Genomic DNA, 25,442 nt, shown 5'->3' on the forward strand with positions numbered 1-25,442 from the left:
TCGACGACAAACTACGCCGACCGGGAATCAGTCGAGGGCAGGCTCCTCGGCGGCGACCGCCTCGTCGACGGTGGGATAGGTGTGCAGCACCTCAACCAGGCCACTCACCTCGAGGATGCGCAGCACCCCCCGCTGCGGGGCGGCCAGACGGACCGTGCCGCCGGCGTCGTCGGTGCTGTTCTTCGCGCGGACGAAGACCGAGAGCCCGGTCGAGTCGCAGAAGGACACCTCGGCGAGGTCGAAGATGAGGCGGGTCCGGCCCTTCTCCAGCAGGTCACTGATCTGATCCTGCAGCTGGGGGGCGGTTGCCATGTCAAGCTCACCAGCGACCGACACGACCACCATGTCGTCACGCTGTTCCGTTTGTACCGTCAGGGACATTCGCCGACCTCCAGTTATTGCTGAACGGTACTCCACGTACCCCTCGGTGCGCAGAACGGGACGCACCTTTGCCCTCGGTCCGTTACTTGGCTTAGAGCAACTATTGGACATCCTGATGGTAAAGTCCGGCCGTTACGCAGGATCACTCAGTGGGAGGGCACCGATGCCGCTCAGTCCGGACGAGGCGAGACGCTTCGCCGTACTGCTGGAAAGCCAGGCGGAGCAGCTGACGGCACGCTGGGCCGAACTGGTCTCGGCAGGTCTGCGTGGCCGCCTGAGCAGCGCTGAGCTGAAACGGCAGACCTTCGACCTGCAGCGTGGGTTCCAGCAGGCGTTCGCCGGCGGTGCCACCGATCTGAGTGGCGAGCCGGCCGCCGAACTGCGGGCCCAGCTCAGCGAACTCTCCAACAATCGGGCCCGGCAGGGATTCAGCGCCACCGAGACCGCGGTCAGCGTCTACGCGTTCAAGGACGCGCTGCTCGAGTTCCTCGGCGACCAGCACGAAGCCGGCACCCTCCGCGACTACGTGGCCATCTCCGGCTTCGTCGACCAGGCCGCGCTGTTCACCTTCGACACCTACGTGCGGGTCCGCGAGTCGCTCATCGCCGAGCAGACCGAGCAGTTGCTCGAGCTGTCCACCCCGGTGGTGAAGCTCTGGGAGGGCGTGGTCGCCGTGCCGCTGGTCGGCACGCTGGACTCCGCTCGTGCCCAGGTGGTGATGGAACGCCTCCTGCAGACTCTGGTGGACACCAGCTCGCCGTACGCGATCATCGACATCACCGGTGTTCCCGCGGTCGACACCCAGGTCGCCCAGCACATCCTCAAGACCGTGGTGGCGGCCCGGCTGATGGGCGCCGACTGCATCATCTCCGGCATCCGCCCGCAGATCGCGCAGACCATCGTCGCCCTCGGCATCGAGTTCGGCGACATCGCCACCAAGGCCTCGCTCGCCGACGCCCTGCGCCACGTGATCGGCCGGACCAAGCAGTCGGGACGCTGACGTGGAACGTGTGCCGGTCCTGAAGATCGGCGACATCCTGCTGGTCTCCATCCAGATCGACATGGAGGACCAGGTCGCCCTGCAACTGCAGGAGGATCTGGCCGAGCGGATCGTCGCGACCGGTGTGCACGGCGTGATCATCGACATCAGCGCGCTCGACATCGTCGACTCGTTCGTCGGGCGGACCCTGGCCACCATCGCCTCGGTCTCCCGGGTGCTCGATGCCGAGACCGTGGTCGTCGGCATGCGCCCGGCTGTGGCGATCACCCTGGTCGAGCTGGGCCTGTCGCTGCCCGGCATCCGGACGGCGCTCAATGTCGAGATGGGCATCGCGATGATCGGCACCCGCGAGTCCACCGACGTGCTGGACGAGGGCGAGGACGAGATCGACCATGCGGTAACCACGTCGTGAACGACGAGAGCCAGCGCATTCCGGTCACGACCGATCAGGACGTGGTCCGGGTGCGGCAGCTCGTGCGTACCGTCGCGGTCGCGGTGAAGCTGTCGCTGGTGGATCAGACCAAAATCGTCACCGCGGCGAGCGAGCTGGCACGCAACACACTGGTCTACGGTGGTGGTGGCGAGGTCGAGGTGGTCCGCGTGCACAACGACCGGCGGGCCGGCATCCGGATCGTCTTCGCCGACCAGGGCCCCGGCATCGTCGACCTGGACCTGGCCCTCACCGACGGTTACACCACAGGTGGCGGGCTGGGGCTGGGTCTCAGTGGTGCACGTCGCCTCGTGGACGAGTTCGACATCGACACCGGGCCGGGTAAAGGCACGACAATTACGATCGTCAAGTGGTGCCGATGAGCGGAGGCGCGGTGGCGTCCCTACCCGAAGGACTCCTGGACGGAGGGGTCTGGTTCCGGGTGGAGGAGCCGGGGACGGCCTCTGCTGTCCGCCGGGCCGCCGAACGCCTGGCCGCTGAACTGGCCATGCCGGAGCAGCGGATCGCCGACCTCTCCATCGTCGCGGCCGAGACGGCCGGCAACCTCACCAAGCACGCCTCCCAGGGCACCATCCTGGTCCGTACCGTGCGGGTCAGCGATCAGGCCGGCGTCGAGCTGATCGCGGTCGACAGCGGGCCCGGTATGACCGACGTGCAGCGCTCCATCGGCGACGGTCACTCCACCGCCGGGACGCTCGGCATCGGCTTCGGCGCGATCCTCCGTCAGGCCGGCTGGTCGGACCTGCACTCGGTGCCCGGCCGAGGGACCGTGATGAGCGTGCAGGTGTGGGCCGGTGACGTGCCGGAACGCGGCTGGGCGGCCGGACTGACCCGGCCACTGGCCGGTGAACCGGTGAGCGGGGACGCGCTGGCGGTCCGCGAGGCCGACGGCCGCCGGCAGGTCCTGGTCTGCGACGGTCTCGGGCACGGTGGTCTCGCGGCGGCCGCGTCGCACGAGGCGGTCCGGGGATTCCACCGGGCACCGGCCGGCCCGCCCGCCCAGGTGGTGGAGACCCTGCACCGCGCCCTCGGGCACACCCGGGGCGCCGCGCTGGCCGTCGCGGAACTGGATCCGAAAGGCGGAGTGGTCCGCTACGCGGGTCTGGGCAACATCTCCGGCATCGTGCTGGCGCCGGACGGCAGCCGCCGCGGCATGGTCTCCATGCCGGGGATCGCCGGACATCAGCGGCGGCAGATCCGGGAGTACGACTACCCGCTGGCCCCAGGTGCGCTCGTGCTGATGCACACCGACGGCGTGGTCGACCGATGGAACGCGACCGACTACCCGGGCCTGCTCTCCCACTCGCCCGAGGTGATCGCGGCCACCGTGCTGCGGGACGCGGGTACCCGCCGGGACGACGCCGGCGTGCTGGTGGCCCAGGCTTCCACATGACCGCGGAGCCGCTGATGGGCATACGTCTGCGGGTCGAGCAGGACGTGTTCGTGGTCAGGCAGATCGCCCGTGAGGTCGCCCGGGCGGTCGGCCTCGAATCGCAGGACCAGACCCGGCTGGCGACCGCGCTCAGCGAGGTCGGCCGGGTGCTGCTCGCCGCGGGGCGGCACACCGACGTCACGTTCACCGCTGAACCGAACGGGGTACCTACTCTCCACGTAGCCATGGCACAGCCGATGACGGGGGAGGCAGCCCGGCTAGCCGAGAAGTTGCAGCATGTCGGCCGTCTGGTCGACACGATGGAGGTCGACGATGTTGAGCCCGGCACAGTTGTCCGCATGTCGAGGCGGCTGCCCCTTGGCGCTCCTCGGCTGACCGCCGATCGGATGGAAGAGATCCGTGAAGGGCTGTCCCGGCACGTCCCCGGAACCCCGCTGGACGAGCTCGCGGTGCAGAACCAGCAGCTCATCGCCGCTCTCGACGAGGTGCGGGCGCAGCGCGACGACCTGGCCCGGCTCAACGCCGAACTGGAGGAGACCAACCGCGGGGTGATGGCTCTCTACAACCAGCTGTCCCAGGAGCTGGAGGAGACCAACCGCGGCGTGGTCGCCCTGTACGCCGAACTGGACGAGAAGTCGGCGCAGCTGGGGGCGGCGAGCGAGGCGAAGAGCCGCTTCCTGGCCAACGTCAGTCACGAACTACGCGCCCCGGTGACCGCGATCATCGGCCTCGGCCGGCTGCTGACCGACTCCGGCTCCGACGACCTGACCGTCGAGCAGCGACGCCAGGTGGATCTGATCCGTGGTTCGGCCACCGACCTGCTCACCCTGGTCAACGACCTGCTCGACCTGGCCAAGGCGGAAGCCGGGCGGATCGAGCCGAACTGGTCAGAGGTCGATCTGCGGGCGGTGTTCGGCCAGCTGCGGGGCACCTTGCGTCCGCTCGTCACCCGTCCCGGGGTGGAGTTCGCCGTCGATGAGCCGGTCGTGCCCACCCTGCGATCCGACGAGGTGTTGCTCGCCCAGGTGCTGCGCAACCTGCTCACCAACGCGATCAAGTTCACCGGGGCCGGCTCGGTGCGGCTCAGTGTCCGTCGCGTCGGTGACGACGCCGAGTTCGTGGTCGCCGACACCGGCACCGGAATCCCCGCGGAGCTGCAGGAACGCGTCTTCGAGGAGTTCTACCAGGTGCCCGGCAGCAAGCCGGTGAGCGGCAAGGGCACGGGCCTCGGCCTGCCCTACGCCCGGCGGCTGGCGGGGATCCTCGGCGGTGCACTGCGGGTCGACTCCACACCGGGCGAGGGCAGCACCTTCACCCTCAGGCTCCCGGCCACGTCATGAGCCCGATCAACCTGCTGGTCGTGGACGACAGCGCCAGCAAGCGATACGTGCTGGTCAGCTGGCTCACCCGGGCCGGTTTCACGGTGTTCGAGGCCGAGACCGGCGGCGCGGCCCTGGCCAGCCTCCTGGAAACTCAGGTCGATCTGGTCGTCCTGGACGTGAAACTGCCCGACATGAGTGGCTTCGACGTCTGCGAGACGATCAAGACCGATCGGCGGTACGGCGCACTCCCCGTGGTCCATGTGTCGGCGCACGCCGTCGACGTCGGTGACCGTACCCAGGGGCTGAACCGGGGCGCCGACGCCTACCTTGTCGAGCCGATCGAACCGGACGAGCTGATCGCCACCGTCCACGCCGTCCTCCGCTACTACCGGGCCCGGCAGCGTGCCGAACTGCTCGCCGAGCGGATGGTCCGGCTCGCCGAGACCACTCTGGCGATCAACTCGGCACCCACCCTCCCCACTCTGCTGGCGGCCGCCGCCGAAGGCGCCAGGGACATCTTCGGCGGGCCCGTCGTGGTGGTGGCCGAGACGTCCGAGGGGGAAAGCCTCGCGGCGACCGGCAAACCCGCGACGGTACGCCGATGGGCGGTCCCCGGACACCGCGTCGCCGTCGGATCGCTGGTCCGCAGTGACGAGTCCGCAGACTGGAACCTCGTCGACTGGCCGGACGGCGACAACGTCGCGGTCGCCGCCGCCCGGCTGCGCATCGACCGGCCGCCGGTCTACGTCGCCGTCCCCGGCAGTTCACAGACCCCCGGTTTCCCGGTGCTGCGGCAGCTCTCCCAGGCCGTCGCCGCGGCCGTCGAGGCGCAGCGCTCCTTCGACGAGGAACACCGGATCGCGGTCACCCTGCAGCGCAGTCTGTTGCAGTCACGCCTGCCCGATGTTCCCGGCCTGGACCTGGCGGTCCTCTACGAACCGGCCGGCGCGCAGACCGAGATCGGCGGAGACTTCTACGAGCTCACCGTGCTCGACGACCGCCTCCTGGTGGCGATCGGCGACGTGGCCGGCCACTCGTTGCACGCCGCCACCGTGATGGCCGAGATCCGGCATGCCGTCCGCGCCTACGCCGTCGAGGGGCACACTCCCGGCGCCGTGCTGGAGCTGGTCAACCGTTTCATGCGTACCGTCCTGCCGGCCGAGTCGGCGACACTCTGCCTGCTCACCCTGGAACCGGCCACCGGCCTGATCCGGATGGCCAGCGCCGGGCATCTGCCGCCGCTCGTGCACGTCGACGGCGAGGTCCGGTACCTGGAACCGCGCGGGGCACTGCTCGGCATCGCGGCGCCGCCGCGGGCCGAACTCGAATTCACCCTCCCGCCCGGCGGCACCCTGGTTCTCTGCACCGACGGCCTGATCGAGCGGCGCGACGCCGACCTCGACGAAGGGCTGAACGCCCTGGCGACCGCGGCCAGCCAGGTGGAACCCGACCTCGACGCGTTCTGCCATCGCCTGCTCACCCAGCTCACCGGAGCCGGGGAGCAGGCGGACGACATCGCCGTCGTCGCGGTCCGCCGCAACGCCTAAGCAGCGCCGAGGACGTCCAGGACCCAGGCGAGGTTGAAGGCCTCTTCCTTCCACGCGTCGTAGCGGCCACTCGGACCGGCGTGCCCCGCGCCCATCTCGGTCTTCAGCAGGTAGTTGCCGTCCGGCGCCACCGAGCGCAGCCGGGCGATCCACTTGGCCGGCTCGTGGTAGAGCACGCGGGTGTCGTTCAGGCTGGTCACCGCGAGGATCTTGGGGTAGGCCTGCTTGGTGACGTTCTCGTACGGGCTGTACGACTTCATGTAGGCGTACACCTCGGCCGAGTCGAGCGGGTTGCCCCACTCCTCCCATTCGGTGACCGTCAGCGGCAGCGACGGGTCGAGGATCGAGGTCAGCGGGTCCACGAACGGAACCTCGGCCAGAATGCCGGCGAACGACTCCGGGGCGATGTTGGCGATCGCACCCATCAGCAGGCCACCGGCCGAGCCACCGCGGGCGACGAGGCGCTCCGCCGACGTCCAGCGGCTGCGCACCAGAGCCTCGGCGGCTGCCACGAAGTCGGTGAAGGTGTTCCGCTTGGCGAGCATCTTGCCCTGCTCATACCACTGCCGGCCCATCTCGCCGCCGCCACGGACGTGGGCGATCGCGAAGACGACACCGCGGTCGAGCAGGGACAGGCGGGGGATCGAGAAGTACGGGTCGATCGAGTGTTCGTACGACCCGTAGCCGTAGATCAGCGCCGGGGCGGTGCCGTCACGCTGGACACCCTTGCGCGCCACGATCGAGATCGGCACGCGGGTCCCGTCGGCGGCCGTGGCCCACTCGCGGAACTGCTCGTAGTCGGCGGGGTCGTACCCACCGAGGACCGGCTTCTGCTTGCGCAGCGTCATCGTCCGGGTGTTCAGATCCACGTCGTAGACCGAATCCGGCGTGACCAGCGAGGTGTACGCGATCCGCACGGTGGAGGTCTCGTACTCCGGGTTGCCGGCCAGCCCGACCGCGTACAGCGGCTCCGGGAAGTCCATGTCGTACGAGGCGGTGCTGCCGTCGGTGATCACCCGCAGCCCGGTCAGGCCGTCGCGGCGCTGCGAGATCACCAGGTGGCGGGAGAACGCGTCCACCGACTCCAGGCGGGTGCCCGGCTGGTGCGGGATCATCTCGACCCACTCGCCCGGGTTGTCCACCGACGTCCACGCGAGCGCGAAGTCCTCGGCACCGCGGTTGTGCAGGATCAGGAAGCGGTGGCCGTGGTGCTCGATCGAATACTCGACGCCCTGCACACGCTCCGTGATCAGGGTGGGTTCGGCCGTCGGATCGTCGGACGGGAGCACCCGTACCTCAGAAGTGACCTTGCTCTGGGTGTCGATGACGATGAACTTCTCACTACGGGTGAGGTCGACGCCCACCCAGAAGCGCTCGTCGGGCTCCTCGAAGATCAGCGTGTTCTCCGTGGTGCCGACCGTGTGGCGCCACACCCGGTTGGGTCGCCAGGCCTCGTCGACGGTGATGTAGAACAGCGTGCTGCCGTCGGCGGACCAGGCGCTGCCGTAGAAGACGTCGGTCACCTCGTCGGCGAGCACCTCGCCGGTGACCAGATTCTTCACCCGCAGGGTGAACCGCTCGTCGCCGTCGAAGTCGGTCGAGAAGGCCAGCCAGTTGCCGTCCGGGCTCACGTCGAAGGTGCCGAGAGCGAAGAACTCCTTACCCGCGGCCAGCTCGTTGCCGTCGAGAAGGATCTGCTCACCGGGCTTCTCCGACTCCATCGGCGGACTGGTTTCGCCGGGGCGCACCGGGACGCGGCAATGGATGCCGTACTGCTTGCCCTCCTCGGTGCGGGTGTAATACCAGAACCCGCCCTTGCGGCTCGGGACCGACAGGTCGGTCTCCTGGGTACGACCCTTGATCTCCTGGAAGACGGTCTCCCGGAGATTCGCCAGGTGTGCGGTTGCCTGCTCGGTCCAGGTGTTCTCCGACTCCAGGTGGGCGAGGGTCGCCGGGTCGTCCTTGGCCATGAGCCACGCGAACTCGTCGACGACTGTGTCGCCGTGGAAGGTGCGCTCGGTCGGCGCCTGGCGGGCGATGGGTGGACCTTCAATCGTCACCGGAAACACGTTACCGTCCGGATTTCCCCGACACACGAACCTCAGTCATTCGAACATGTGTACGATGTGCCGAAGTGAACGATCTTCGTTGTGGGGAGGCTTCGGGCGTGAGCGGTTCCCTTCTCGCCGAACTGGCGGACATCTGTGGCCCGGATGCCGCACGCGTCGCCGGCCCGGAAGATCAGGTCGCCGGGCACCGCGCCGGCTTCGTCGCCTCGCCACCCACCGCACATTCCGTCGGCCGCCTGCTCAGGCTCGCCGGGGAACGCGGCCTCGGCATCCGGACGCGAGGATCCGGAAGCAAAATCGGTTGGGGTACGCCTCCGCGGAACCTGGACATCCTCCTCGACACAGCGCGCCTCCACGGGGTGTGGGATCACGACGGCACGTCCGCGGTCATCGCCGCCGGCACCCCCGTCACCGCCGTCCAGGAGACCCTCGCCCGGCACGGCAAACGCCTGACGCTCGACCCACCGTCCCCCGGCGCCACGATCGGCGGTGTGCTCGCGGTCAACGAGTCCGGTCCGTTGCGGCACCGGTTCGGCTCACCGGCCGGCCAAGCCGTGAGCGTCAGCCTGATCGACCCCGCCGGGCACCCCGTCGACCTCGCCGAGTGGGAGAGGCCAGCCGGCGGCGTGATCACCTCAGCGGTGCTGCCCGTCGAGGAACTCCCGCAGGCCCGGCGCTGGGTCGTGCGTCCGGTGTCGACCCCGACCGAGGCCAGCGACCTGGCGGCCCGGCTCGTGGCGCAGGAGATCGCGCTCAGTGGGGTCGAGGTCGACCTGCCGGCCGCCGGAGAGGGCTCGTTCGCGCTACTCCTGGAAGGCACCGAACCCTTCGTCACCGTCCGCGCCGGACGGATGGCCCGTGAACTCGGTCCGCTCGCGGCCATCCGCACCGAACCGCCCGGCTGGTGGGGGCGCTACCCGTTCGACGGTTCCGATGTGGCGCTACGGCTCCGCGTCCGCTCCCGCGACCTGCACACGGTCGGTTTCGTGCTGCGCGACGCGGTCGGGTCGGCGGTGTCGGTGCGCGGTTCGGTCGGGGCCGGAGTCGTGCACGCCGTACTGCCGCGTGGTTTGTCCGCCACCCGGATCGGCGACATCGTGGTCGGCCTGAAACAGGTTCTGCTCGCCCGGCGCGGTCAGGTCGCGGTCCTGACAGCTCCGCCGCAGCTTGCCGCACAGATCGAGATGGCCCGGCCGGAAGACCTGTTCTGACTCCGCCCGCCACGCGCCGGCGTTCATCGGTCCGCGGCTGCCGGTCGGTGCGTCCGCGACGGCCGGCCGGGTGGCAGCGGGCCGGGCGGCGATCAGCTGAGTGAAGGAATCCGGGCGACGGTCTCGGCTGCCAGGTGACGGCCCAGCCGGGCGACGTCGCCGACCGCGTACGTGAGGTAGGCGAACTGCCCGACCTCGCGGACGCCGGTCAGAATCAGGTCGTCGACGAACACCCGGCGGCGCAGCATGGGGACGCCTTCACCGAGGATCGTCGGGGCGATGCCCATGATGATCTCGTCGAGCAGGCCCTCGGCGACGAATTGACTCACCAGGTTGCCGCCGCCGGCCAGCCAGACGTTCTTGCCCTGAGCAGCGACGACCATGGCCTCATGCACCCGGCGGACATCGCCACTGATCATGAACACGTTGGCGTCCGGCACGGGCGGCAGATCACGGTGGGTGAAGACCCAGCACGGCACGTCGCCGTACATGTCATGCCAGTTCTCCGGCTCCTCGAGCAGGTTGTCATGCTCGAGCACCCATTCGTAGGTGGTCGCGCCCATGGCGAACGCGCCGACACCCTCGAAGAACTCACCGAACGGGTTCTCGGTGCCCTCATCGACCTCGAAAAGCCAGTCCAGCGAGTTGTTCTCGTCGGCGATGAAGCCGTCGATGCTGGTGGCGGTGTAGTACTGCGTCTTCGCCATGAGAAACACCATGCCACGAGCCGCCCGGCAAAAAGGGCAGATCGATCAGACCGCCCGCACCCTCCCGTCAGCTCTCCCTTTCCTGTGCGTTTCCGGCCGCGTCGCCCTCTCGAGCGCGGCCATCTGCCCTCTCGACCTTCTCCCTCCAACCGCAGGTCACTCCCGCTCAACCCGCGTGGTGATTCGCGGTCCGATCCACACCACACATCACCACGCGACGTGCTGCCCGCATCGGGCGGCACGCCTACGGAAAGCCGCTGCGGGCGGTCGGAACGGCGACTTCGCGTGGTCGCGCTAACGGCTCAACCGCTCCAGGCCGCGGCCGGACATGCTGCGGCAAGGCATGCCGGTGCCGGTCGCGGTGGGCGGTGGGCGGAGGCGTCTTGATGTGGTGGAAGTTGCGCGTTCGGCGTGAGGCTGGGGATGCGACTTGAGGACCGCATGGACCTGGCGAACCGGACGCAGCGGGCGCGGGGTGCCGGTGGCGGGTGGGGTGTTGCCGCACCCAGCCCGCCACCGTCACCGGCTCGGCGACCGCGGCCTGGGAAAACCGGCTGCGGGGTCCCACACCGTACTCCAACGGACGGGGGCACGGGACCGACTCTCACATCTCGGATATCCGGCGTGCCGTGTCGCATCCACACTGGTCAGGACGCCGGTGGCCGGACCTCGTAGGTCAGGTAGGCGAACTGGCCGATCGGGCGGGCGCCGGTGAGGCGGTAACGGGACGAGGTGATCCGGCGGGGCAGGACGGGGGCGCCGGCGCCGAGAGTGACGGGGGCGACCCCGAGGATCACCTCGTCGAGGAGGCCGTGGTCGGCGAACTGTCCGGCCAGCTCGCCGCCGCCGACGAGCCAGATGTTCTTCCCGGCCGCTGCCGTGACCATCTCGGCGTGGACCGGGCGCACGTCACCCCGTACGAAATGGAGGTTTGCTCCTGGGATGACCGGCAGCTCGCGGTGAGTGAAGATCCATGCCGGTGTGTCGCCGTAGGGGTCCGTCCAGGAGGACGGGTTCTCGAGCGAGTTCTCGTGCGCGAGGATCCACTCGTAGGTGGTGGCGCCCATCGCCAGGGCCCCGACGCCGGTGAAGAAGTCGGCGAACGGGTTCTGGCCGCCCTCGTCGACCTCGAAGAGCCAGTCCAGCGAGTTGTTCTCATCGGCGATGTAGCCGTCGAAGGTGGTCGCGGTGTAGTACTGCGTCTTCATGACGACAAACTAGGCAGAAATCAGGCGTCGTTGCGCAGGACGAGGATCGCGATGTCGTCGCGTGGCTCCTCGACCGAGAAGTTGATCGTGGTGGAGCGGAGGCGGGCCGCCATCACGTCCGCCGGGTAACCGGCCAGCGGCGCGGAGGCCTCGCGCAGCCGGGCGGAGCCGAAGAGCTCGCGGCCGCGGCGCCGTTCGGTGACCCCGTCGGTGTAGAAGATCAGGGAATCGCCGGAGTTGAGGGTGATCGTCACGTCCGGTGAGGTGATCGTCTCGAGCAGGCCGAGGGCGGTCCCGCCGTCACCGACGAAACTCGTCTTGCCGTCGGCCCGCACCAGCACGGCCCGGTCGTGGCCGGCCAGGTGCAGGCACACGGTCAGCGCACCGGTCGGCTGGCGGGTGACCGACGCCATGGCGAGCGTGCAGTACCGCCCGCCGCCGCGCTGCACGAGGGTCCGGTTGACCCGCCAGAGGATCTCGCTGAGCGCCTTGCCGTCGTCGACCAGGATCCGGATCACGTCGCGGACCAGGCCGGTCACGGTGGCCGCCTGGACGCCCTTGCCCGAGACGTCACCGACCACGACGAGCCACTGGTCCTTGCCGGACGGGACGACGTCGTAGAAGTCGCCGCCGACCTCGGAGCCGGTCGGGACGTACTCGGCGGCGAAGCCGATGCCTTCGACCCGGGGCAGGGCCGGCGGCAGCAGCGACGCCTGCAGGGTCCGGGCGACGGTGCGCCGCTCGTCGTGGATGCGGGCGTTGTCGATGGCGAGCGCGGCCCGGCGGGCCACGTCCTCCAGGACCGCCACCTCGTCACCGTCGTGCCGGTGTTTCGGGTGCCGGCCGACGGCCAGGGTGCCGAGCCGGGCGCCGCGGGCGACCAGTGGCACCGCGTAGCCCTCGAGCGGTGAGTTGAACATCACCTGGGTGCCGAGCCGGGACGCCTCCTCGAGGCGGGCCAGCAGCGACTCGGGGCCGGGTTCGGCGAGGGTGACGTGCAGCTGGGCCAGCGCGGACTCGTCGGCGTGGGTGGCGGCGGCCAGTTGCAGGCGGCCCCATGCGTCGGTGGTGTGCACCGCGCACCACTGGCCGAGCCGGGGTACGACCAGCTGCGGGATGAGGGCCATGGTCAGGTTTACGTCGAGCGACTGGGCCAGCAGCTCGCTGGCTTCGGCGAGGAAGGTTATCCAGGTCTGCCGGCGGATGTCGGCGCGGCGCAACCGATCGTTCTCCAGGTGCAGGGCGAACCGCTCGGCGACCATGGTGGCCAGGGCCAGGGCGTACCCCTCGGGGGCGGCGTCGAGTTCCAGTTCGCCCGCGTACGGCCGCTGCACCGCCAGGGCCACCCGGATGGTGTCGGCGTTGTCGCGGGGCGCCCGGCCGTACCGCGCCAGAAGTTGTCTTCCGATGCCGTCGCCGCGGTCGAGCCGGACCACACCGCCGGCCGCGCCGGTGAGCCGGGCCAGCCGGGAGAGGAGGTCGGCGGCCAGGTCGGCCAGGCCCTCGTCGGAGTGCCGGTCGGTGCCGCTGCGCAGCAGGCCGGTGAGCGCGCCGAGGCTCGGTGTCTCGGCGGCGCTCGGCAGGCGGACCGGGACGCCGGCGCCCTCGCGCTGGTCGAGACGGAACCAGACGCCCTTGCCGTCGCCCTCGTGAACGGTGCCCCACCGGCTGGCGAAATGGTCGACGAGGAGCAGGCCGCGGCCACGTTCGGCGACCTCGCCGATCTCGGCGCTCTCGTTCTTGGGGCCGATGGTGAGCTGCTCGACGGGGCCGGCCGCGAAGTCGGTGACGGTGACGGTGAGGCCGCCCGGATCGGCGGAGACCTCTATCTCGAGCTCGGTGTTGGCGTGCACCACGGCGTTGGTGGACAGCTCGGTGGTGAGCAGCAGAGCTTCGTTGAGCAGGCCGACCAGCCCGGTCTCCTCGAGCACCGAGCGGACCAGGGCGCGGGCCGCCGCGGGGGTCCGCCGGTCGTTGGGGAGGCGGGTCCGGCGCACCAAAGCCTCGGACGGGGCTCCTGACGGGATGCTCGTCCTGGTTCCGACCTCGGCTGGCACCCATGCATCCTCTCCCGTCGAAGGGTGGATGCACAAAGTCGTGTCTCGCATTGACCCGGTCGAGCGAGAGAGGATAGGGAGCCCCCCGGCAGCAGACAGCAGGTGAGGACGATATGACTGCGGCTAAAGAGGTCAGCGTCGGTGCGCCCGACGAGACCGTTCTGCTCGGTGAACTCGCCGACGCGTTGCACCGTGTGCGACGTGGCGATCTCAAGGTGCGGCTGCCCCGGCGGGGTGGCGCGGCCGGGGCGGTGGCCGAGGCGTTCAACGAGGTGGTCTCGCTCCAGGAGCGGCAGAACCTCGACCTGCGCCGGATAAGCCGGATCGTCGGACGGGACGGCCGGCTCACCGAACGCCTGGACGAGGAGGGGCTCGACGGTTCCTGGGAGGACAGCGTCCGCTCGGTGAACTCGCTCATCGACGACCTGGCCCGTCCAACGACCGAGATCTCCCGGGTCATCGTGGCGGTGGCCGAGGGTGACCTGTCGCAGCACATGGCGCTGGAGATGGACGGCCGGCCACTGCGCGGTGAGTTCCTGCGCATCGGCCGGACCGTGAACACGATGGTGGACCAGCTGTCGTCGTTCGCCGACGAGGTGACGCGGGTGGCCCGCGAGGTGGGCACCGAGGGTGAGCTCGGCGGTCAGGCCGACGTACGCGGGGTGGCCGGCACCTGGAAGGACCTGACCGATTCGGTCAACACGATGGCGTCGAACCTGACCCATCAGGTGCGATCCATCTCACAGGTGGCGACCGCGGTGGCCCGCGGCGACCTGTCGCAGAAGATCACCGTATCGGCGCGGGGTGAGGTCGCCGAGCTGTCCGACACAATGAACGGGCTGACCGACACACTGCGGCTCTTCGCCGAGCAGGTGACCCGGGTGGCGCGGGAGGTGGGCACCGAGGGCAAGCTCGGCGGCCAGGCCGACGTGCCGAACGTGGCCGGCACCTGGAAGGACCTCACCGACTCGGTGAACTCGATGGCGTCGAACCTGACGAGCCAGGTCCGCAACATCGCCCAGGTCTCGACGGCGGTGGCGAAGGGTGACCTGTCGCAGAAGATCACGGTGGCGGCGCAGGGCGAGATCCTGGAGCTGAAGGACACCGTGAACACGATGGTGGATCAGCTGTCGTCGTTCGCCGACGAGGTGACGCGGGTGGCCCGCGAGGTGGGCACCGAGGGCCGGCTCGGCGGTCAGGCCCAGGTCCGCGGTGTCTCCGGCACCTGGCGTGACCTCACCGAGAACGTGAACCAGCTCGCCGCGAACCTGACGGCCCAGGTGCGGAACATCTCTCAGGTCTCCACCGCGGTGGCTAAGGGTGACCTGTCGCAGAAGATCACGGTCGACGCGCGCGGCGAGGTTCTCGAGCTGAAGAACACCGTGAACACGATGGTGGATCAGCTGTCGTCGTTCGCCGACGAGGTGACCCGTGTCGCCCGTGAGGTGGGCTCGGAGGGCAAGCTCGGCGGACAAGCCCAGGTCAAGGGCATCTCGGGTACGTGGCGCGACCTCACCGACAACGTCAACTACATGGCCTCGAACCTGACCAGCCAGGTACGGAACATCGCGTCGGTCACCACGGCCGTGGCGAAGGGCGACCTGTCGCAGAAGATCACCGTCGACGCGCGCGGCGAGATCCTGGAGCTGAAGTCGACCGTCAACACGATGGTGGATCAGCTGTCGTCGTTCGCCGACGAGGTGACGCGGGTGGCCCGCGAGGTGGGCACCGAGGGCAAGCTCGGCGGTCAGGCGCAGGTGCGCGGGGTGGCCGGTACGTGGCGTGACCTGACCGACAACGTCAACTCGATGGCGTCGAACCTGACGAGCCAGGTCCGCAACATCGCCCAGGTTTCCACCGCGGTCGCTAAGGGTGACCTGTCGCAGAAGATCACGGTCGACGCGCAGGGCGAGATCCTGGAGCTGAAGAACACCGTGAACACGATGGTGGATCAGCTGTCGTCGTTCGCCGACGAGGTGACGCGGGTGGCCCGCGAGGTCGGTTCGGAGGGCAGCCTCGGCGGCCAGGCGCAGGTGCGCGGCGTGGCCGGTACGTGGCGTGACCTGACCGACAACGTCAACTACATGGCGTCGAACCTGACGGCCCAGGTGCGGAACATCGCGTCGGTCACCACGGCCGTGGCTAAGGGTGACCTGTCGCAGAAGATCACGGTCGATGCCCGCGGCGAGATCCTCGAGCTGAAGAACACCGTGAACACGATGGTGGATCAGCTGTCGTCGTTCGCCGACGAGGTGACGCGGGTCGCGCGCGAGGTGGGCTCGGAGGGCAAACTCGGCGGACAAGCCCAGGTCAAGGGCGTTTCTGGTACGTGGCGCGACCTCACCGACAACGTGAACCAGCTCGCCTCCACGCTGACCATCCAGCTGCGCGCCATCGCCGAGGTGTCCACCGCCGTGACCCGGGGTGACCTGACCCAGAGCGTGGCGGTCGAGGCGATGGGCGAGGTGGCCGACCTCAAGGACAACATCAACCGGATGATCGTCACGCTCCGCGACACCACGAAGGCGAACGCGGAGCAGGGCTGGCTCGACTCGAACCTCGCGCGGATCGGTGGCCTGCTGCAGGGCCAGCGGGACGTCGGCGAGGTCTGCCGCATGATCATGACCGAGGTGACACCGCTGGTCGACGGCCAGCTCGGTGCGTTCTTCCTGGTCGACAACGAAGAGGCGGTGATGCGCCTGCGGCTCAACGCGGCCTACGGCTACGTCGCCCGCGACCACGACGTGATCTTCGGGCCGGGTGAGGGCCTGGTCGGTCAGGCCGCGGTCTCCCGGCGGACCATCCGGGTCCGCGCCACCCACGACGGAATACTGACGATGCGGTCGGGCCTGCTCGCCATGCCGCCGAACGACCTGGTGGTGCTACCGGTCCTGTTCGAGGGCGAGATGCTCGGCGTGATCGAGTTCGCCTCGGTGGCGGCCTTCAACGGGCTGCATCTGACGTTCCTGGAGCGGCTGGTCGCCACGATCGGCATCGCCCTCAACACCATTCAGGCCAACCGGCGTACGGAAGAGCTGCTGGCCCAATCACAGCGGCTGGCCCGGGAGATGCAGGACCAGTCGGCCGAGCTGCAGCGCACCAACGCCGAGCTGGAGGACAAGGCGAAACTGCTCAGCGACCAGAAGGCGAACATCGAGCTGAAGAACCGGGAGATCGAGCTGGCCCGGCTCGGCCTGGAGGAGAAGGCGCAGCAGCTGTCGCGGGCGAACACGTACAAGTCGGAGTTCCTGGCGAACATGAGCCACGAGCTGCGGACCCCGCTGAACTCGCTGCTGCTGCTGGCCCGCCTGCTGGCCGACAACACCGAGCGCAACCTGACCAGCAAGCAGATCGAGTTCGCCCGCACCATCCACAGTGCCGGCTCGGACCTGCTGTCGCTGATCGACGACATCCTGGACCTGTCAAAGATCGAGGCCGGCCGGATGGACGTGGAGCCGGACGTCCTCGACTTCGACGGCATCCGCAGTTACGTCGAGCAGGCCTTCGTCCCGCAGGCGGAGGTCAAGGGGCTCGAGTTCCGGGTCACGGTGGCGCCCGAGCTTCCCGACTCGATAGTCACCGACCCGCAACGGCTGCAGCAGATTCTGCGCAACCTGTTGTCGAACGCGGTGAAGTTCACCGACAGCGGTTCGGTGACGCTGAGCATCTTCCCGACGACCCTGGAGTCGGACGTCGACGCCCCCTCGTCACTGCACTCGGCGCAGCAGGTGGTCGCGTTCGCGGTCACCGACACCGGTATCGGCATCTCGGACGAGAAGCTGGCGATCATCTTCGAGCCGTTCCAGCAGGCCGACGGCACCACCACCCGCAAGTACGGCGGGACCGGCCTGGGCCTGTCGATCAGCCGCGAGTTCGCGGCGCTGCTCGGCGGCACCATCGCCGTGTCCTCGGAGCCGGGTCAGGGTTCGACGTTCACGCTCTACATGCCCGAGGCGCTGGTGCCGGACGCGATTCCGATGCCGGCCCTTCCGCCGGTGCCGGCCAAGGCGGTTTCGGTACGCCCGGTCGCCTCGCTGGGACTGCCGCTGATGGAGATGCCGCCGAGGCCCGAGGAGAAGCCGGCGGTGAGCCCGGCCGGCCGCAAGCTGGAGGGCGTCACGGTACTGATCGTCGACGATGACGTGCGTAACGTCTTCGCCCTGACCAGCGCCCTCGAGATGCATGGACTCCACGTGCTGTACTCGGACAACGGGGTGGACGGAGTTCGGATCCTGGCCGAACATCCCGAGATCGACCTCGTGCTGATGGACGCGATGATGCCGGACCAGGACGGCTACGAGACGACGAGGGGAATCCGGCGCAATCAGCGTTTCCAGGACCTACCGGTAGTGTTCCTCACGGCGAAGGCAATGCCGGGTGACCGGGAATCTGCCCTTGCGGCCGGTGCGAGCGACTACATCACCAAACCGGTCGATCTGGACGAGCTGATCGAACTGATGGACCGCTGGGTGAACGCGGAAGGAACCGGAGCGCCGAAACACGGCTGAAAACGGCCGTGATGGGAATGCGCCACGGGAGGGAACTACCGGGTGGGTGAGGTGAGCGCGGGTGGGTGAGCGTGCCAAGGCGCTACTGGTCGACGACCGGCGGGACAATCTGCTGGCCCTGGAGGCGATCCTCCAAGGCCTTCCGGTCACGGCGGTCGCCGTGGAGAGCGGTGAGGCCGCGCTCAAGCAGCTGCTCACCGACGACTTCGCGGTGATCCTGCTGGACGCGCACATGCCCAACATGGACGGCTTCGAGACGGCCAGTCACATCAAGCGGCGGGAGCGGACCCGGCATGTGCCGATCCTGTTCCTCACCGCCGCTGACCGGGACGCCCAGCTCGCCCTCCGGGGTTATGCGGTCGGTGCCGTCGACTACCTCACGAAGCCGTTCGACCCGTGGGTGCTCCGGGCGAAGGTTTCCATCTTCGTCGAACTGTGGATGAAGAATCAGCAGCTCAAGGTGCAGGCGGAGGCGTCCAAGGAGCGTGAGGCGCAGTGGCAGCGCCTGACCGGGACGGTCGACGAGGCCGCCCGGGTGCTGCGGGCCGGCGGCGAGCAGGCCGCCACTGAGGCACTTGATCTGCTGGACAAGGCTCGATGGGGAGACTGACCCAGCCAATGTGACCTGGGTCACTAGCGGCAACCTTGCTGGGCAGTCGCACCACTACCGGGGCGTGATCGCTTGATCATGCGACGTCCGCCGTCCCCCGACGGCGGCCTCATCCCCTGAGTAGGAGCAACATGCGGCACGCAATGCCCAGCGCGACTCCGAGCCGGCGTCGTCGTCTCGTCGCGGGACTTGGCGCGGCCGGTGCGGCCGGTGCCGTCACCGCGCTGGTCGCCGTCCTCGTCCCCTCCGCCTCGGCCAGCACCCTGTTCAGCGACGACTTCGAGAGCGGCGCGGGCAACTGGTCCAAGTCGGGCGGCACCTGGTCCGTGGTCTCCGACGGCTCCAAGGTCTACCGGCAGGCCAAGGCCGACAGCGAGCTCGCCCGCGTCTTCGCCGGCGAGACGTCCTGGACCGACTACTCAGTCGAGGCGAAGGTCAAGGCACTCGACCTCAGCAAGGGCCTGGCCGGAGTCGCGGCCCGGGCCAGCGGTTCCTCCACCATGTACCGTCTCGCGCTGACCTCGGCCGGCAAGGCCGAACTGCAGTCGGTCAAGGGCAGCACCATCACCACCATCGGCTCGGCCCCGGTCAGCAACGTGACGGCCTGGCACACCCTCAAGGTGGACGTCTCGGGCAGCACCGTCACCGGCTGGATCGACGGCGCCAAGGTCGCCTCCGGCACCGGCTCGCTGGCCGGCAACGGCCGCATCGGTCTCGTCACCAGCTTCGCCTCGGTCGAGTTCGACGACGTGTCGGTGGCCGCGCTCGGTGCCGGCCCGGCGCCCACCTCGCCGGCGGCCTCCCCGACCGCCTCCAGGACGGCCACCGCGGCGCCGACCGCGACCGCCTCCAGGACGGCCACCGCCTCGCCGACCGCCACGAAGACCGCGACGGCGACCCCGACCTCGGCCCCGACTCCGACGAAGACCACCACCAGCCCGGCCACGTCGTGGCCCAAGGCGGCGGGCGACAAGCCGGTCACCGCCACGATCGCGGTGTCCGGCACCCTGGACGGCGGCAACGTCCGCTACTTCGGCAGTGGCGCTCTGGGCGGTGACGGTCAGGCCGAGGGCCAGGACCCGCTCTTCAAGCTCGCCGACGGTGCGGTGCTGAAGAACGTGATCCTGGGCGCCCCGGCGGCGGACGGTATCCACTGCTCGGGTTCGTGCACGCTGCAGAACGTGTGGTGGGAGAACGTCGGCGAGGACGCGGCGACCTTCAAGGGCGGTGCCTCGGCGTCGTACACCGTCGACGGCGGCGGTGCCAGGGGTGCCGACGACAAGGTGTTCCAGCACAACGGTGGCGGCACGCTGACGATCCGGAACTTCCAGGTCGCCGACTTCGGCAAGCTGTACCGCTCGTGCGGCAACTGCTCGACCCAGCACAAGCGTGCGGTGGTCGTGCAGAACGTGGTCGCCACCGCCCCGGCCGGCAGCCTGGTCGGTATCAACGCCAACTTCGGCGACACCGCCCGGATCTCCGGCGTGACCGTCGTGGGCAAGAAGAGCCTGGACATCTGCGTCAAGTTCACCGGCAACAGCTCCGGCAAGGAGCCGACCAAGATCGGCACCGGCCCGGACGGCGTCAACTGCATCTACAACGAGTCCGACATCACCTTCAAGTGATCGTCCGTGGCCGCCGGAGGCTCTTGCCGGCGGCCACGGCCCGGAACCCACAGGGATGCCGATGCGCGACGCTGCCTTCCGCGAATACTTCGAGCGGCACCATGACTCGATGTCGCGCCTCGCCTACCTGATGACCGGCGAGGCGGAGATCGCCGACGACCTGGCCGCCGAGGCACTCACCGAGGTGTGGCGGCACTGGGAGCGGGTCGCCGCCGCGGACGACCCGGCCGCGTACGGGCACGGCATCCTGATGAATCTGGCCCGCAACTGGGTCCGTCGCCGCAGCCGGGAGCGGCTGCTCTCCCTGGAGCCCTTCCGCCGGGCCCTGGACCCGGACGTGCCGGCGGTCGTCGACGTACGCACGGCACTCCGGCGACTCCCGCACCGGCGGCGGGCCTGCGTGGTTCTCCGGTACGCCTTCGACCTCTCGGAGAAGGAGGTCGCCTCGGCGCTCGGTATCTCGGTCGGTGCGGTCAAGAGCGCGACGTCGCGCGGCGCCCGGCAACTCGCGGAACTACTCGGCGGCAGCAACGTCGCACTGGCACGAATCAACGGTTGGGAGGCGGCGCGATGACGCTCATCGAATCCGAGCTGCGCGCGGCATTGCGCGCCGAGGCGGCGGCGCACCGTCCCGATCGGGAGGCGATGCTCGACCGGATCACCGAGACCGCCATGCGCAACAAGCCGGCTCCGCGATTCCGGATCGCCGGTGTGGCCGTCGCCGTCTCCGCGATCCTCGGTGCCGGTGGCTTCGCCCAGTGGGCGGTCGCCGGCGACGGCGACCCCGCACCCCCGGTGGTCACCGTAGAGCCTGTTCCGAGCAGCCCGGCGCCCTCCCAGGCATCCCGGCCGGCGAGTACGCCGAGCACGTCACCCAGCAAGGCGGCCCCGAAGTCCCGGGCACCCGGCCGGTCGCCGAGCGTCCCGCCGGCCGGCTCGAGCTCACCGGCCTCCCGGCCCACGGCGCAGGGAGCCCTCTGGTCGGACGGGTCGGTCGTCCCCGACGGTGACTCGCAGGGCAGCAGCGTCGTGACGGTGACGACCAGCGAGCCGCTCACCGCGCTCGAGGTGACGATCCGGTTGACCCGCACCGGAGGGCTGACGGCGCGCGGCGGCAGCCAGCAGGTGCCAGGAGCGAGCGTGACCAGCACCGTGACGGAGGAGCCGGCCGCGTTCGTCTATCGGTTCGTGCTGTCCTCGGGGGACAGTCTGGACCCGGGGACCTACACCTTCTACGCCCGGTACACCCACCCCGAGGGCGGGCGGAACGCCGGCGGTGACACCTACGCGGCGGCGGCGACCACCGAGGTCGGTGCGGCCCCCAAGGTCAGCGGCGACTTCCGCTGACCCCCAGCTGGCTCTCACCGCTGTCTCGCGGCCCGCAAGACAGCGGTGGCGTCCAGCCCCCGAGCCCCGGCTGGCTCTGGCCGTTGTCTTGGAGGGGTTGAGGCAGCGGTGGTGTTCAGCTGCGGAGTTGCGGCTGGCTCCGGCCGTTGTCTCAAGGCCCTTGAGACGACGGCCAGAGCCAGCCGGTTTTGTTCGGGGGTTCAGCTGGCGTTGATCATCAGGGCTGAGCGCAGCCCGGTGATGTCGAGCACACGCATCAGAAAGTCGCCGACGTTCGCGAGCGCCAGGACCATCTGTGCGTGCTGCGCCTTGCGGCTCAGCACCACCAGCGTGCCCAGCCCCTGCGAGTCGCAGAAGGTCACGCCGCCCATGTCCAGAACGATGCGAATCAGCTGGTCATCGCCGATCAGCTCGTTGACGACCGTCGACAACTCGGTGACCGTGAGCACGTCGATTTCCCCGGCGAGCTGAATCGTCACCTCGTCGGGTGCTCGCTGAACCGCGATGGACAGCTCGGGTCGCTCCACGCGGCTCAGCCTATCCTCTTCCTGGCGAATCAGCCCGTCCGGCGCGGTCAGATCAGGCGCTTCCGGACATCACCCGGCGACGTGAACAACCCTCTCGCAATACTCGTTTCATGGCGCTGACAGAATGGGGACCGCTGTGACCACGAAAAATCCCGCCGCGGATCTTCCGTACCCGGAGGATGCCCCGGCCTCCCAGGCCCTGTTCGACCGCGCCCAGGCCATCGTGCCGGGCGGGGTGAATTCACCTGTGCGTGCGTTCCGCGCGGTGGGTGGCACGCCCCGGTTCATGGCCTCGGGCTCCGGCCCCTGGCTGACCGACGTGGACGGGCGGCGTTACGTCGACCTCGTCTGCTCCTGGGGCCCGCTGATCCACGGCCATGCGCACCCCGAGATCATCGACGCGGTGCAGCGGGCCGCGGCTCTCGGCACCAGCTTCGGCACGCCGACCACCGGTGAGGTCGAGCTGGCCGAGGAGATCGTCCGGCGTACCTCGATCGACGAGGTCCGGCTGGTCAACTCGGGCACCGAGGCGACCATGACGGCGATCCGGCTGGCCCGCGGTTTCACCGGCCGGTCGAAGATCGTGAAGTTCGCCGGTTGTTACCACGGCCATGTGGACGCGCTGCTTGCCGCGGCCGGCTCCGGTGTGGCCACTCTGGGCCTGCCCGACTCGCCCGGCGTCACCGGCGCGGCGGCGAGCGAGACGATCGTCCTGCCCTACAACGACGTCGCCGCCGTGGAAGCGGCATTCGCCGCCGACGGTGACCAGATCGCGGCGATCATCACCGAGGCGGCGCCCGGCAACATGGGCGTGGTCACCCCGCGCGACGGCTTCAACTCCACGCTCGCCGAGATCGCCCACCGGCACGGCGCCCTGCTGGTCGTCGACGAGGTGATGACCGGGTTCCGGGTTTCCGCCGGTGGCTGGGCCGGGCTGCACCCGGTCGCCGCCGATCTGTTCACCTTCGGCAAGGTGATGGGCGGCGGGCTGCCCGCGGCGGCGTTCGGCGGCCGTCGGGAGATCATGTCCCGGCTCGCCCCGGCCGGCCCGGTCTACCAGGCCGGCACGCTCTCCGGTAACCCGCTTGCCTGCGCGGCCGGGCTCACCTCCCTGCGGCTCGCCGACGAGACCACCTACAAGCGGCTCGACGACCTGGCCGCCACCATCAGCTCGCTCTGCGCCGACGCGCTGGCCGCCGAGGGTGTGCCGCACCGGCTGCAGTCCGCCGGCAACATGTTCTCGATCTTCTTCACCGACGCGGAGGTCGTCGACTACGACTCCGCAAAGACGCAGAACGCTGCCGCGTTCAAGGCGTTCTTCCACACCATGCTGGCCAATGGCGTCTACCTGCCGCCGAGTGCCTTCGAGTCGTGGTTCGTGTCGACGGCGATCGACGACGCAGCACTGAACGTGATCGCCGCCGCGGCGCCGCTCGCGGCCCGAGCCGCCGCGGGGGCAAATCTTGAGTGAGCCGACCAGGACCACGGTGCATGTGTTGCGGCACGGCGAGGTCTACAACCCCGGCAAGATCCTGTACGGACGTCTGCCCGACTTCCACCTTTCCGAGCTGGGCAACCAGATGGCGAAGGCGGCTACCGAGGTGCTGGCCGGGCGGGACATCACGCACGTGGTGGCCAGCCCGCTGGAGCGTGCCCAGGAGACGGCCGCCCCGTTCGCGGCCGAGTTCAAGCTGGACATCGCCACCGACGTACGGCTGATCGAGAGCGCGAACTACTTCGAGGGCAAGAAGGTCTCGGTCGGCGACGGCGCGTTCAGCAACCCGCGCCACTGGTGGGTGCTGCGTGACCCGATCACCCCGTCCTGGGGCGAGGCGTACCTGGTGATCGCGCAGCGGATGTTCGCGGCGCTGCAGGCGGCGCGGGTCGCCGCCGAGGGGCACGAGGCGGTCTGCGTCTCGCATCAGCTGCCGATCTGGACCCTGCGGCGGTACGTGGAGAACAAGCGCCTCTGGCACGACCCGCGACGACGTGAGTGCGGCCTGGCCAGCCTCACCTCGTTCCGGTTCGAGGGTTCCAAGGTGGTCGGTGTCGACTACTCGGAGCCGGCCGCGCACCTGGTAGCCATGTCGGCCACGGCCAAGACCGCCAAGGGGGCGTGATGCGCCGCCTCGTCGCCGTCGCTGTCGCAGCGGTCACCACCGCCGGGGTCCTGACCGGTTGCGGCGGCGAGGAGAACTGGGCGAAGAAGTGCACCACCACGAACATGGTGGTGGAGTGCGCTCCGGAGCAGCGGCCGCTGGTCTCCGGAGTCACCGGCGAACTGCTCGGCGGCGGCACGTACGACCTCGGGAACGACCGCGGCAAGGTGGTCGTGGTCAACTTCTGGGGCTCGTGGTGTGCGCCGTGCCGGGCCGAGGCCGACGACCTTGAGAAGACCTACCAGGCCACCAAGGCCAAGGACGTGACGTTCCTCGGCGTCAACACCCGCGACGAGCGTGATCCGGCGAAGGCGTTCGAGCGCAGTTACCAGGTGACCTACGACAGCCTGTTCGACAGTGAGGGCCGGGCCGGCCTCAAGTTCGACGTCACCCAGAACGCGATTCCGAGCACCCTGATCCTGGACCGGCAGGGCCGGATCGCGGTCGGGATCCGGCGGGCGACCACGATCGCGGAGTTGCAGCCGCTGGTGGAGAAGATCGCCGCGGAGGCGACGGGCTGATGGGCGGCGCGTTCGAGGGTGCGGTGACCGGCGGGCCGATGCTGCTGGCGATCGGCGCATCACTGCTGGCCGGTCTGGTCAGCATCCTGTCGCCGTGCGTGTTGCCGCTGCTGCCTGGCTACCTCTCCTACGTCACCGGGCTGGTCGGTTCCGACATGGAGGCGGTGACCGGCCGCGGCGACACGTTGACGAAGACCCGGACCGTGGCCGTGAAGAGCCGGGTCCTGGCCGGCAGCGTCCTGTTCGTGCTCGGCTTCTCGGTCGTGTTCACGCTCATGGTGACGCTGGTGGCGAACATCTTCTTGCAGCTGAAAGCCCAGCAGGACGTGCTGAACACGGTCATCGGCGCGGTGATCGTCGTACTCGGCCTCGGTTATCTGGGCTGGATCCCGGGTTTCCAGCGGGAGGCCCGCGTCAGCAAGCTGCCGGCGGCCGGGCTGCTCGGCGCACCGGTTCTCGGGGCGGTCTTCGCGATCTCCTGGACACCGTGCGTCGGCCCGACCCTCGGTGCGGTCATGGGCCTGGCTACCACGACCGGGCAGACCGACCGGTCGGTCGTGCTGGCGCTGGCCTTCAGCCTGGGGCTGGGCGTGCCGTTCGTGCTCTTCGGGCTCTTCTTCCGCAAGCTGCTCGGCGTCTTCACCGCGATCCGCCGCAACAGCCGCTGGGTGACCCGGATCGGCGGTGGCCTGCTCATCCTGGTCGGGCTGGCCCTGATCACCGGCGCCTGGGACCAGTTCCTCATCTGGCTGCTGACCACCTTCGACTTCGGTCAGGAGACACTGCTGTGACCGCGGTC

22 protein-coding genes are annotated in these 25,442 nt (G+C 69.4%); 16 read left to right on the forward strand and 6 right to left on the reverse strand.

Annotation, left to right across the window (positions count from 1 at the left end):
- Positions 1-27: 27 nt before the first annotated feature.
- Positions 28-381: an STAS domain-containing protein gene (locus AB0G04_RS20615; protein ID WP_360984753.1), complete on the reverse strand. Its 354-nt coding sequence runs from the start codon at positions 379-381 to the stop codon at positions 28-30.
- Between the two features lie 163 nt (positions 382-544).
- Between AB0G04_RS20615 and AB0G04_RS20620 the strand changes: the two genes are divergently transcribed.
- Genes AB0G04_RS20620 through AB0G04_RS20645 form a run of 6 tightly spaced genes read left to right on the forward strand, consistent with a single transcriptional unit; the run spans position 545 to position 6,094 of the window.
- A complete protein-coding gene (locus AB0G04_RS20620) occupies positions 545-1,381 on the forward strand; it encodes an STAS domain-containing protein (RefSeq protein ID WP_360984756.1) in 837 nt (278 codons plus the stop codon).
- Position 1,382: 1 nt separating this feature from the next.
- Complete coding sequence (locus AB0G04_RS20625; RefSeq protein ID WP_360984759.1) at positions 1,383-1,793, forward strand: STAS domain-containing protein; 411 nt, start codon at positions 1,383-1,385, stop codon at positions 1,791-1,793.
- Positions 1,790-2,194 carry an ATP-binding protein gene (locus AB0G04_RS20630; protein WP_360984762.1) on the forward strand — a complete coding sequence of 135 codons (405 nt, stop codon included), beginning with the start codon at positions 1,790-1,792 and terminating at the stop codon, positions 2,192-2,194. Before AB0G04_RS20625 ends, AB0G04_RS20630 begins: the two co-directional genes overlap by 4 nt.
- Positions 2,191-3,225: a SpoIIE family protein phosphatase gene (locus tag AB0G04_RS20635; protein WP_360985390.1), complete on the forward strand. Its 1,035-nt coding sequence runs from the start codon at positions 2,191-2,193 to the stop codon at positions 3,223-3,225. Before AB0G04_RS20630 ends, AB0G04_RS20635 begins: the two co-directional genes overlap by 4 nt.
- Complete coding sequence (locus AB0G04_RS20640; protein ID WP_360984765.1) at positions 3,222-4,565, forward strand: sensor histidine kinase; 1,344 nt, start codon at positions 3,222-3,224, stop codon at positions 4,563-4,565. The genes AB0G04_RS20635 and AB0G04_RS20640 overlap by 4 nt, the downstream gene beginning before the upstream one ends.
- On the forward strand, positions 4,562-6,094 hold the full coding sequence (locus tag AB0G04_RS20645; protein WP_360984768.1) for a SpoIIE family protein phosphatase: 1,533 nt from the start codon (positions 4,562-4,564) through the stop codon (positions 6,092-6,094). The genes AB0G04_RS20640 and AB0G04_RS20645 overlap by 4 nt, the downstream gene beginning before the upstream one ends.
- Here the strand turns inward: AB0G04_RS20645 and AB0G04_RS20650 are convergent.
- Positions 6,091-8,154 carry a S9 family peptidase gene (locus AB0G04_RS20650; protein ID WP_360984771.1) on the reverse strand — a complete coding sequence of 688 codons (2,064 nt, stop codon included), beginning with the start codon at positions 8,152-8,154 and terminating at the stop codon, positions 6,091-6,093. The two genes, AB0G04_RS20645 and AB0G04_RS20650, sit on opposite strands and share 4 nt — an antisense overlap.
- Before the next feature lie 107 nt (positions 8,155-8,261).
- On the opposite strand from AB0G04_RS20650, the gene AB0G04_RS20655 reads away from it, so the two are divergent.
- Positions 8,262-9,374: an FAD-binding oxidoreductase gene (locus AB0G04_RS20655; RefSeq protein ID WP_360984774.1), complete on the forward strand. Its 1,113-nt coding sequence runs from the start codon at positions 8,262-8,264 to the stop codon at positions 9,372-9,374.
- Between the two features lie 92 nt (positions 9,375-9,466).
- Here AB0G04_RS20655 and AB0G04_RS20660 read toward each other — a convergent pair whose 3' ends face one another.
- From AB0G04_RS20660 to AB0G04_RS20670, 3 genes are all read right to left on the reverse strand, one after another.
- Complete coding sequence (locus AB0G04_RS20660; RefSeq protein ID WP_360984777.1) at positions 9,467-10,081, reverse strand: dihydrofolate reductase family protein; 615 nt, start codon at positions 10,079-10,081, stop codon at positions 9,467-9,469.
- 647 nt (positions 10,082-10,728) lie between these two features.
- Positions 10,729-11,289, reverse strand: a complete 561-nt coding sequence (locus AB0G04_RS20665; RefSeq protein WP_360984780.1) for a dihydrofolate reductase family protein — start codon at positions 11,287-11,289, stop codon at positions 10,729-10,731.
- Positions 11,290-11,309: 20 nt separating this feature from the next.
- The gene (locus tag AB0G04_RS20670; protein WP_360984783.1) at positions 11,310-13,346 is read right to left on the reverse strand and encodes a SpoIIE family protein phosphatase; all 2,037 of its coding nucleotides are present in this window, start codon (positions 13,344-13,346) and stop codon (positions 11,310-11,312) included.
- A 113-nt stretch (positions 13,347-13,459) separates the two neighbouring features.
- Between AB0G04_RS20670 and AB0G04_RS20675 the strand changes: the two genes are divergently transcribed.
- From AB0G04_RS20675 to AB0G04_RS20695, 5 genes are all read left to right on the forward strand, one after another.
- The gene (locus AB0G04_RS20675; RefSeq protein ID WP_360984786.1) at positions 13,460-17,854 is read left to right on the forward strand and encodes a HAMP domain-containing protein; all 4,395 of its coding nucleotides are present in this window, start codon (positions 13,460-13,462) and stop codon (positions 17,852-17,854) included.
- Positions 17,855-17,915: 61 nt separating this feature from the next.
- On the forward strand, positions 17,916-18,464 hold the full coding sequence (locus AB0G04_RS20680; protein WP_360984789.1) for a response regulator: 549 nt from the start codon (positions 17,916-17,918) through the stop codon (positions 18,462-18,464).
- 131 nt (positions 18,465-18,595) lie between these two features.
- Complete coding sequence (locus tag AB0G04_RS20685; protein ID WP_360984792.1) at positions 18,596-20,089, forward strand: pectate lyase; 1,494 nt, start codon at positions 18,596-18,598, stop codon at positions 20,087-20,089.
- A gap of 61 nt (positions 20,090-20,150) precedes the next feature.
- Positions 20,151-20,663, forward strand: a complete 513-nt coding sequence (locus tag AB0G04_RS20690; RefSeq protein ID WP_360984795.1) for a SigE family RNA polymerase sigma factor — start codon at positions 20,151-20,153, stop codon at positions 20,661-20,663.
- Positions 20,660-21,436 carry a hypothetical protein gene (locus AB0G04_RS20695; RefSeq protein WP_360984798.1) on the forward strand — a complete coding sequence of 259 codons (777 nt, stop codon included), beginning with the start codon at positions 20,660-20,662 and terminating at the stop codon, positions 21,434-21,436. The genes AB0G04_RS20690 and AB0G04_RS20695 overlap by 4 nt, the downstream gene beginning before the upstream one ends.
- 200 nt (positions 21,437-21,636) lie before the next feature.
- Here the strand turns inward: AB0G04_RS20695 and AB0G04_RS20700 are convergent, their stop codons facing one another.
- Positions 21,637-21,963 carry an STAS domain-containing protein gene (locus AB0G04_RS20700; RefSeq protein ID WP_360984800.1) on the reverse strand — a complete coding sequence of 109 codons (327 nt, stop codon included), beginning with the start codon at positions 21,961-21,963 and terminating at the stop codon, positions 21,637-21,639.
- 124 nt (positions 21,964-22,087) lie between these two features.
- On the opposite strand from AB0G04_RS20700, the gene hemL reads away from it, so the two are divergent.
- From hemL to AB0G04_RS20720, 4 genes are read left to right on the forward strand one after another with little or no spacing between them, the layout of a single operon-like run.
- The gene (gene hemL / locus AB0G04_RS20705) at positions 22,088-23,434 is read left to right on the forward strand and encodes a glutamate-1-semialdehyde 2,1-aminomutase (RefSeq protein WP_360984803.1); all 1,347 of its coding nucleotides are present in this window, start codon (positions 22,088-22,090) and stop codon (positions 23,432-23,434) included.
- Entirely contained in the window at positions 23,427-24,083 is a 657-nt protein-coding gene (locus AB0G04_RS20710) for a histidine phosphatase family protein (protein ID WP_360984806.1), read from the forward strand. Before hemL ends, AB0G04_RS20710 begins: the two co-directional genes overlap by 8 nt.
- Positions 24,083-24,643, forward strand: coding sequence for a TlpA disulfide reductase family protein (locus AB0G04_RS20715; RefSeq protein WP_360984809.1), 561 nt, complete (start codon positions 24,083-24,085; stop codon positions 24,641-24,643). The genes AB0G04_RS20710 and AB0G04_RS20715 overlap by 1 nt, the downstream gene beginning before the upstream one ends.
- Positions 24,643-25,434 carry a cytochrome c biogenesis protein CcdA gene (locus tag AB0G04_RS20720; protein ID WP_360984812.1) on the forward strand — a complete coding sequence of 264 codons (792 nt, stop codon included), beginning with the start codon at positions 24,643-24,645 and terminating at the stop codon, positions 25,432-25,434. Before AB0G04_RS20715 ends, AB0G04_RS20720 begins: the two co-directional genes overlap by 1 nt.
- Positions 25,435-25,442: the final 8 nt, after the last annotated feature.

This window comes from Actinoplanes sp. NPDC023801 (assembly GCF_040639655.1).
GTDB lineage: Bacteria > Actinomycetota > Actinomycetes > Mycobacteriales > Micromonosporaceae > Actinoplanes.